This is a genomic window from Bacillota bacterium (genome assembly GCA_040757085.1).
Classification (GTDB): Bacteria; Bacillota; Sulfobacillia; order JACIYH01; family JACIYH01; genus JACIYH01.
This window is the reverse complement of record JBFLXJ010000023.1, coordinates 384898-393673: the sequence shown is the minus strand read 5'-3', so window position 1 is coordinate 393673 and position 8776 is coordinate 384898. Positions and strand designations below refer to the sequence as shown.

Annotated in this window: 7 protein-coding genes; 3 read left to right on the top strand and 4 right to left on the bottom strand. The window is 67.0% G+C overall.

Annotation, left to right across the window (positions count from 1 at the left end; translation table 11 throughout):
- Positions 1-163 precede the first annotated feature (163 nt).
- The 3 genes from AB1446_09485 to AB1446_09475 all read left to right on the top strand — a co-directional run bounded on the left by AB1446_09485 (position 164) and on the right by AB1446_09475 (position 3567).
- Positions 164-703 carry a hydrogenase maturation protease gene (locus tag AB1446_09485; GenBank protein ID MEW6547130.1) on the top strand — a complete coding sequence of 180 codons (540 nt, stop codon included), beginning with the start codon at positions 164-166 and terminating at the stop codon, positions 701-703.
- Between the two features lie 243 nt (positions 704-946).
- The gene (locus AB1446_09480) at positions 947-2623 is read left to right on the top strand and encodes a CapA family protein (protein ID MEW6547129.1); all 1677 of its coding nucleotides are present in this window, start codon (positions 947-949) and stop codon (positions 2621-2623) included.
- Entirely contained in the window at positions 2620-3567 is a 948-nt protein-coding gene (locus AB1446_09475) for a DMT family transporter (GenBank protein MEW6547128.1), read from the top strand. The genes AB1446_09480 and AB1446_09475 overlap by 4 nt, the downstream gene beginning before the upstream one ends.
- A 66-nt stretch (positions 3568-3633) precedes the next feature.
- Here the strand turns inward: AB1446_09475 and lonB are convergent, their stop codons facing one another.
- From lonB to tig, 4 genes are all read right to left on the bottom strand, one after another.
- Positions 3634-5274, bottom strand: a complete 1641-nt coding sequence (gene lonB, locus AB1446_09470) for an ATP-dependent protease LonB (GenBank protein MEW6547127.1) — start codon at positions 5272-5274, stop codon at positions 3634-3636.
- Between the two features lie 78 nt (positions 5275-5352).
- Positions 5353-6618: an ATP-dependent Clp protease ATP-binding subunit ClpX gene (clpX, locus tag AB1446_09465; GenBank protein ID MEW6547126.1), complete on the bottom strand. Its 1266-nt coding sequence runs from the start codon at positions 6616-6618 to the stop codon at positions 5353-5355.
- A gap of 12 nt (positions 6619-6630) precedes the next feature.
- Positions 6631-7239: an ATP-dependent Clp protease proteolytic subunit gene (locus AB1446_09460; protein ID MEW6547125.1), complete on the bottom strand. Its 609-nt coding sequence runs from the start codon at positions 7237-7239 to the stop codon at positions 6631-6633.
- Positions 7181-8470: a trigger factor gene (gene tig / locus AB1446_09455; GenBank protein ID MEW6547124.1), complete on the bottom strand. Its 1290-nt coding sequence runs from the start codon at positions 8468-8470 to the stop codon at positions 7181-7183. Before tig ends, AB1446_09460 begins: the two co-directional genes overlap by 59 nt.
- Between the last annotated feature and the right edge of the window lie 306 nt (positions 8471-8776).

Here is an 8776-nt window from a genome sequence, read left to right as displayed (position 1 = left end):
ATGGCGTTCCGGGCCTACGACCCCTGCTTCGGCTGCGCCACCCACACCCTCCCCGGCCAGATGCCCATGGAGGTGACCATCCGCGACTCCCGCGGGGAAGTGCTCCAAACCCTCCGCCGCTGATCCCGCCTCCCTCAGCCCTGGCCCCACGCTGGTGGTCGGGGTGGGGAACACCATCCTCGGCGACGACGGCGCCGGGATATATGCGGTGCGTCGCCTGGAGGCGCTGTTGCGGGCCCGCGGCGCCGTTCCCGCCCCCGGCCCTGCTGCTCCCGGTACCGGCGGGGGCAGCGGACGGGCAGGAGGACGGGCGGGGGAAGAGGTTACCGCCCTGGCCCTGCCCGACGGGCGTCAGATCCACCTGGCCGAAGCGTGCACGGGAGGCCTGGGCTTGGTGGAACTGCTCCTCGGTTACGAAAGGGCCGTCGTCATCGATGCCTGGCCTGCGGCAGCCGCGGGCGCGATCACGGTGCTGTCGCTTGCCGATATGGATGGGGCCCCCGCCCCCGCTTCCCTTCACCAGGTGGGTCTGCCCGCTGCCATGCGCGCGGCCGCCCTCCTGGGCCTGCCCCTTCCCACTCGCGTCGAGGTGTGGGCAATCGGGGTGCAGGAGATAACCCTGCGCGAGGCGTGTACGCCGGCGGTTCAGGCAGCCGTAGAAGAAGTGGCCCAACGCCTTCTCGACACCCTCTGCCCCCGGTAAGCCGCCTGCAAGAACCGTACCGCCCGGCCCCCGTCCCGCCGGCCTCCGTCCGGCTGCAAACCTGGGACCGCCCCTCCCCCCGCTTGCGCCGGCAAACTTTACGCCCACGGCGGAGGGCAGTGGCCGGGGAGTGTTTGTGTTGAGCCGCGGTACGGAGGGAGACCAGGGGTCCATGTCGAAGTCCCAGCGGTGTGGCGGCGGGGCAGGAGAGAGGGGCAGGATGTGGGACCGCGTTGGTTCACGATGAAGTTATATGTGGTCGTGGCCATCCTGATAGTGGTCACAGCCGTCTCTTTTTCTGGCAGCGCAGCCCCCGTGCGAGCCGACCCATCGGGACAGGCTGCAGGGGAGGCTGGGACTTCCCAGGTGACATTGGCGTTCGTGGGCGACATCATGCTGGCCTTGCGGGTAGCGGACCTGATCGCCAAAGAGGGAACGGACTACCCCTGGCGGCAGGTGGCGCCCGTGTTGCAAGCGGCCGACCTGGCGGTCGGCAACCTGGAATGTGCGGTGGGGACAACCGGGCAGCCCGTACCGGGCAAGAAGTATACTTTCCGCGCGCCGCCCGTGGCCCTGGAAGGACTGGCCCGCGCTGGGATCGACGTGGTGGGCCTGGCCAACAACCACGCCCTGGACTACGGACAGGACTGCTTCCTGGAAACCCTGGACAACCTGAAGCGGGCCGGAGTGGCATACGTGGGAGGCGGTCGCAACCTGGAGGAAGCCGGCCGGCCCTACATAACCGAACTCAAGGGGATTAAGGTTGGCATCTTAGGAGTGTGCCTGCACCTGCCCGCGGGGTGGGGTGCGACGGCAGGCAAACCCGGTCTGTTCTCCGGATTCGATACCCCCCGTCTCCTGAAGGCGATCCGGGATCTGGACTCCCAGGTCGACTGGACAGTGGTGTTCGTGCACTGGGGAGTGGAGCGCGCCGACCACCCGGAAAAGTGGCACCGGACGCTGGCAGAGCAGATGCTGGCGGCGGGAGCCGACCTGATCATCGGGCATCATCCCCACGTATGGCAGGGGATCGACCGCCGGGAGAAATCCCTGGTCGCCTATAGCCTGGGAAATTTCATCTTCACCATCCGTCCGGAATTCCCGCAGCAACAGCAGACCGGCATCCTGCTGGTAACACTGACCCGCGACCGCATCCGGGAAGTGCGGGTAGTCCCCGCCCACATACCGCGGGCCGGGGAAACCGTCCTGGTGCAGGGAGATGCAGCCGCCCGGATGTGGGATCGCATCGACCGGTTGTCGGCACCGTTTGCCACCTACGTCGCCGGCGACGGAACGGTGAAACGAGCGGCCTTCGCAGATGTGCGGGACCACTGGGCCCGGGAATACATCGGCACGCTGGCCGCCCGGGGAATCGTCGCAGGTGACGGCGCCGGCCGGTACCGGCCGCAGGATTCCACCACCTACGCGGGCCTCCTTACCATGCTGGTGCGCGCTCTCCGCCTGCCCGATTCTCCCCAGACCGTCCTTCCCCCCGAACTGGGACACCACTGGGTCGCCCCCTACCTGCGGGCAGCCGTGGGAGCGGGACTCTGGCCGGCAGAGGAAGTTGCATCCTTCCCGGCCGACGCCCCCATACCTCGCTGGAAAGCGGCGCAGACCCTGGCCGCCACCATGAAGGTGGGCGGCCGACCCCTGCCGGCAGTCGATTCCCTGCCCAACCACGCCGACCTGGGCGAAGCACCCCGGCCCAGCCTGGACGCCATCGCCCGCGTAAGCGCCGCCGGCCTCATGCGGGGATACCCCGACGGGAGGTTCGGCCCCAACGACCCCCTCACCAGGGCAGAAGCAGCCTGCATAGTACTCGGCCTGATTCAGAAGCTGGAGCAATCGCCGCAGGCGGCAGCGGCCGCACCCGCCGACGCAGCACCGCCGCAGGCAGGGGCTGCAGGTCCGCCGTGAGCAAGTTGCGACCATGGCAGGCTGACCTGGCCCTGCTCCTGGTGAGTCTCGTATGGGGAGCGACCTTTGTCACCGTCAAGGAGGCCACCCTGACCCTCCCGGTGCTCCCGTTCCTGGCCGTGCGCTTTGCCATGGCGGCGGCCGCCCTCGCGCTTCCATTCCCCTCCACCTGGCGGCATTACCGGGCTCGCGTCGTAGCCCGGGGCACGGCCATCGGCATGTTCCTCTTCCTGGGCTACATCCTGCAGACCCTGGGACTGCAGCACACCAGCGCGGGCAGAGCGGGTTTCATCACCGGGCTCTCGGTGGTGCTGGTCCCCCTGGGCCAGGCCATCCTCTGGCGGCGTCCCCCCGGCGCCCGGGCCACCGTGGGAGTGGTACTGGCCACCGCGGGGCTGGGCACCATGGGATGGGAAAGCGGGGGGCTGGGTCGGGGCGACCTGCTCGTCCTGGGATGCACGCTGGCGTTCGCCGCCCACATCCTGGCCGTGGCCGCCTGGGCAGGAGAACATCCCCTGCCCATCACCGCCGTGCAGGTGGGGACCGTCGCCCTGGCCAGCGGCCTCGCCGCCCTGCTCCCGGGCGGCGTGCCTTCCTGGTGGTCCTGGAGCCTTTTCGGACCTGCGGTGGCCAGAGTCACGGGCGCCCTGCTCCTTACGGGCATCCTCGGCACATCCCTGGCCTTCCTCGTCCAGAACGCGGTGCAGAGGTTCACCGAACCCACGCACACCGCCCTCATATTCTCCACTGAACCGGTATTTGCCGCCCTCTTCGCCTGGCTGCTGGCGGGGGAGGGTATCACCCCGCGCGGACTCGCCGGGGGGGCCCTGGTGGTACTGGGCATGCTGATGGCCCAGCTGCCTGAGCGGGGAGCCCGGCGCTGCCGTTCCCGGCACCCGGTCGGGCAGACCTCAACATCCGCCGCCGACCCCCCCGCGGCCTAGTCCAGCAGTTCTTCCACCGCCCGGGCAAATAAAACGCGGGGTGGTCCTGTGGGCGAGGCCAGATGGTCAACGGGACAGGACAGCCTCGCGGGCGGGGGACCCCACCAGGGCCAGGGACAGGACCTCCGCCAGCGTCTCCACAGCGTGGACCTCCAGGCCATCACCGCCCAGGCCCAGGTGGCAATTGGCACGGGGAACCACGGCCAGGGAAAATCCCGCCCGGCGAGCGGCGGCGATTTTGGGGACGATGCCACCTACCGCCTTGACGTCGCCCCGCACGGACACCTCGCCGGTGAGGGCCACGTCCGGGCGGACAGGAACCTCAAGCAGGGCGGAGGCGACAGCTGCCCCCACAGCAACGCCCCCGGAGGGACCGTCCACCGGGATCCCCCCGGGCCAGTTCACGTGCACGTCGTAGTCCAGCAGATCCCTGTCCAGTATCTCCGCCAGCGCACTCAGGACCGTCTCCACCGCTCCCAGGGCCTGCCCCTTGCGCCGCAACCGCCGTCCCGGCGCCCCCACCTCTTCTGCCTCGACCGCCCCGGTTACCCTGACCTGCCCACGCCGCCCTCCCACGTGGTGGCAGGAAGCCTCCACCTCCATCACCACCCCCACGTTGGGGCCCGCAACCGCCAGACCGTAGGCGACCCCTACGCGGGGGGTGGTACCCGGGCGCACCTCCACCCGGGGGGAGTACTGCCCGGTCGTCACCACCCAATCCATGTCGGCGCGGGTGATCCGCCGCCGACCCTCCACCTGGGCCACGCCCACCGCCATCTGCACCATGTTTACCGCTTCCCGCCCGTTGGCGGCATACTTCCCCACCAGCTCCAGGGCGTCCCCGTCCACGGTGAACCCTACCCGGACGGCGGCATTGGCGGCGATCCGGCGGAGTTCCTCGGGCTCAAGGGGCCGGAAAAATATCTCCATGCACCGGGACCTGATGGCGGGCGATATCTCCTCTGGTAACCGGGTGGTGGCCCCCACCAGGCGAAAGTCCGCGGGCAACCCGTTTTCGAAGATGTCCTTGATGTGGCGGGGGATGTTGGGGTCCTCGGGGGAGTAATAGGCGCTCTCGAAGTGGACACGCCTGTCCTCCAGCACCTTGAGCAGGCGGTTAAGTTGCACGGGGTGCAGTTCCCCGATCTCGTCCAGAAACAGGATACCCCCGTGAGCACGAGTCACCGCCCCCGGTTTGGGTTGGGGGATGCCCGCGATCCCCAGCGGCCCGGCCCCCTGGTAGATGGGGTCGTGGACCGACCCTATGAGCGGATCGGCGATCCCCCGCTCGTCGAACCGGGAGGCGGTGGCGTCAACCTCCACGAAGCGGGCATCGGGCCCGAAGGGCGATTCGGGGTTGCGTTTGGCCTCCTCCAGCACCAGCCGGGCCGCCGCCGTCTTGCCCACGCCCGGGGGGCCGTACACGATCACGTGCTGGGGATGGGGACCGCACAGGGCCGCCCGCAGCGCGCGCAGCCCGTCCTCCTGGCCCACCACCTCGGCAAAAGTGGACGGACGGGTCAGTTCCGTCAGGGGCGGGGACAGGGCCACAGCCCGCATCTTCCGCAGCTTTTCCATCTCATGCCGGGATTCCCGGTCGATAGCGATGCGGCTACCCTGCTGGGTGCGCAGCAGGGACAGGAAGTAGAGGCCGATCACCACCAGGAAAAAGAGTTGTACCCAGGAAAGGAGCAGAGAAAGTTCCACCGGGGGTCACCCCCCGGTAGTCTTCCTCCCGTCCCCTACAGCCATGCCCAGGCCGTCTCGTCGTCCGCCCGCCGCGCGTCAGGCAGTTTCCTCACGGCGACGCACCTTACGGTCTGCCGTCACCAGGATGGGCGGTTCCCGCCTCAGCACGGCCTCTTTGGTGATCACGCACTTGACCACATCGCCGCGGGCGGGCACGTCGAACATCACGTCCAGCATGATTTCCTCCAGGATGGCCCGCAGGCCACGGGCACCCGTGTTCCGCTTCATGGCCTCCTGAGCAACGGCGCGCACGGCGTCGTCGGTAAACTCCAGTTCCACCCCGTCCAGCTCAAACATGCGCTTGTATTGCCGCACCAGGGCGTTCTTGGGTTCCAGCAAGATGCGCACCAGGTCGTCTTCGGTGAGGGCGTCCAGGGTCACGATGATGGGCACCCGCCCCACGAACTCGGGGATCATGCCGAACTTGAGCAGGTCCTGGGGCATGATCTGGGCCAGGATCTCCCCCACGTTGCGTTCCTTACGAGACTTCACCTCGGCGGCAAACCCCATGGAGCGCTGGGCAACGCGTCGTTCGATGATCTTCTCGATCCCCTCAAAAGCACCGCCGCAGATGAACAGTATGTCGGTGGTATCTATCTGGATGAACTCCTGGTGGGGGTGCTTCCGCCCCCCCTGGGGAGGCACGCTGGCCACCGTACCCTCCAGTATCTTGAGGAGGGCCTGCTGTACCCCTTCCCCGGACACGTCCCGGGTGATGGAGGGGTTTTCGGACTTGCGCGCGATCTTGTCGATCTCGTCGATGTAGACGATCCCCTTCTCCGCCCGCTCGATATCGTAGTCCGCCGCCTGAATGAGGCGCAGCAGGATATTCTCCACGTCCTCGCCCACGTACCCCGCCTCGGTCAGCGAGGTGGCGTCCGCGATGGCGAAGGGCACGTTGAGGATCTTGGCCAGGGTCTGAGCGAGCAGGGTCTTGCCGCAGCCGGTGGGCCCGAGCATGACGATGTTGGACTTCTGCAACTCCACGTCGTCTTTCTTGTTCCCCACCCGGATGCGCTTGTAGTGGTTGTAAACCGCCACCGACAGGATCTTCTTGGCCTTCTCCTGCCCGATGACGTACTGGTCGAGGACGGCCTTGATCTGGGGAGGCTTGGGGATGTCCTTCAGTTCCACCTCCGCCTCTTCGTTGAGCTCATCCTCGATGATCTCGTTGCACAGCTCGATGCACTCGTCGCAGATATAAACGCCCGGCCCCGCCACCAGCCTCTTGACCTGGTCCTGCAGTTTCCCGCAGAAAGAGCATTTGAGTTGTCCGCCCCGTTCATCGGGGTACTTGAGCACCCGAGACACCCCCTACTTTGCCGCGGCCTTTGCCTTCTTCGGTGCCAGGACCTCGTCGATGAGGCCGTAGTCTCTGGCCTCCTCGGGCGACATGTAGAAATCGCGGTCGGCATCCCTCTTGATCCGGTCCAGGGGCTGCCCCGTGTGCCGGGCCAGGATATCCTCCAGGCGCTGGCGCATGGCCAATACTTCCCGCACGTTTATCTCCAGGTCGGCCGCCGGGCCGCTCAGGCCATGCATGCTGGGCTGATGGATCATCACCCGGGCATTGGGGAGGCTGTACCGCTTGCCCTTCGTGCCCCCGGTCAGGAGGACGGCGGCGATGCTGGCGGCCAGCCCAACGCACACCGTCGATACATCGGGCTTGATGTGCTGCATGGTGTCGTATATGGCCAGGCCTGCCGACACCGACCCGCCCGGGCTGTTGATGTACAGGTTAACGTCCTTGTCGGGGTCTTCCAGTTCAAGGAACAGCAACTGGGCAATCACCAGGTTGGCCATATGGTCGTCGACCGGGCCGCCTATGAAAATTATGCGGTCCTTAAGCAGGCGGGAGTAAATGTCATATGCTCTCTCCCCCCTGCCCGTCTGCTCCACCACTACCGGTACCAGGTACCCCACCGGACTCCCCCCTTGTCGCCCTCTCCACCAGAGCCTTGAGGGCTTTCCCCCTCGCCATGCTGAGTTCCAGATCCCGCCAGATGCCCATCTCCTCCAGCCTGGCCCGCGCCTGGGCTAGACTCTCCCCTTCCTGTGCCACCTTGCGCAGTAAGGGTTCCATGTCGCGCTCCGTGGGAAGCAGGTTTTCCCGCCGGGCGATGGTCTCCAGGATGAGGTTCAGTCGCGCGGAACGCTCTGCCACGGGACGCAATTGCGTCCGCAGGTCCGCCTCCGCCTCAGGGGGAAGAACCCCTCCCGCCGCGTGGCGATACCTGCCCAGCAGCCCATCCAGTTCCTCTTCTACCAGCGGCTCCGGCACCTCGACCCGGCACCGCCTGAGAAGTTCATCGGTAATTTGGGCCTCCCGCTCCTCCCTTATGCGGGCGAGCTTCTGCCCACGCAGGCTATTCTCTATGCTCTCCCGCAACTCCTGCACGGAGGCAGAACCGGTTGCTTCCTTGACAAAATCATCATTCAGATCCGGTAATTCCGGTCGCCTGATCTCGCGCACGGTTACCCGGTACCCGTCTGCCTCCCTGGTCTCTCCGGGACCCGCACCCACCAGCTTCTCGGCCACGGCCGGCGGCAGCCCGTCGGGGGAGGCGGGAATCCAGGGCACCCCAGGGACATCCACTTCCCGGTTGCTCTCGCTCTGGACCACTGTTCCTTCCCGCCGGAGTTCCCAGTCCACCACCACCCGGTCACCGGGCTCGACCCGGCCGTCTTCCAGCGCTACCAGGGTGGCATGCTGGTAGCGCACCCTGTCCATTTCCCGCTCCACCTCGGCCGGGTCCACTTCCACCTCGATCGGGTCCAGGTGGATGTCACTCAGGTCCCCTATCTCGGCCTCTGGACGCACCAGAACCCGCGCCTCCAGGCGAAGGGGCTGACCCTGCTGGTACTCCTTTACCGTGACCTCCGGACGCCCTACAGTCTCCACGCCCGCCCGGGCGACGGCTTCCCGGTAAACCTGCGGCACCAGGTCGTCCAGTGCCCGCCGCTCAATATAACCCTTCCCCAGGTGCCTGTCCAGGATGGGCAGCGGCGCCTTCCCGGGGCGGAACCCGGGCACATTCACCCTCTTAACCAGCTTCCGGTAGGTGGCCTGGACAGCAGCGCTCACCCGTTCGGGCTCCACCTCGATCTCCAGCAGCATACGCCCGTCTTCTTGGGCCGTAGCGGATACCTTCAATTCTCATCCCCCACTTCAAACGGGTCACCCCGGGCTCACCCCATCTCCAGTATTGGCTACCCCGAGCGTCGATGACACAGAACGCCGGTGCGGACCCGCGGCGACCCAACCGCGATTATACGCGAAGCCCTCCTCGCCAGGCAACTGGCCGACCGGCCCCTCCGCCAACTTTCGCGTGCTTCCCGATTCCGGGACAACAATCAGGCTCCGCCCGGGCGCCCTTTTTCGCCACCGGCCATAGCGGATATGAGCACGCCCCTCTTTTTAGAGCGCGCTCATCGCGAAGGGCAATACTTTGAGCCCCAA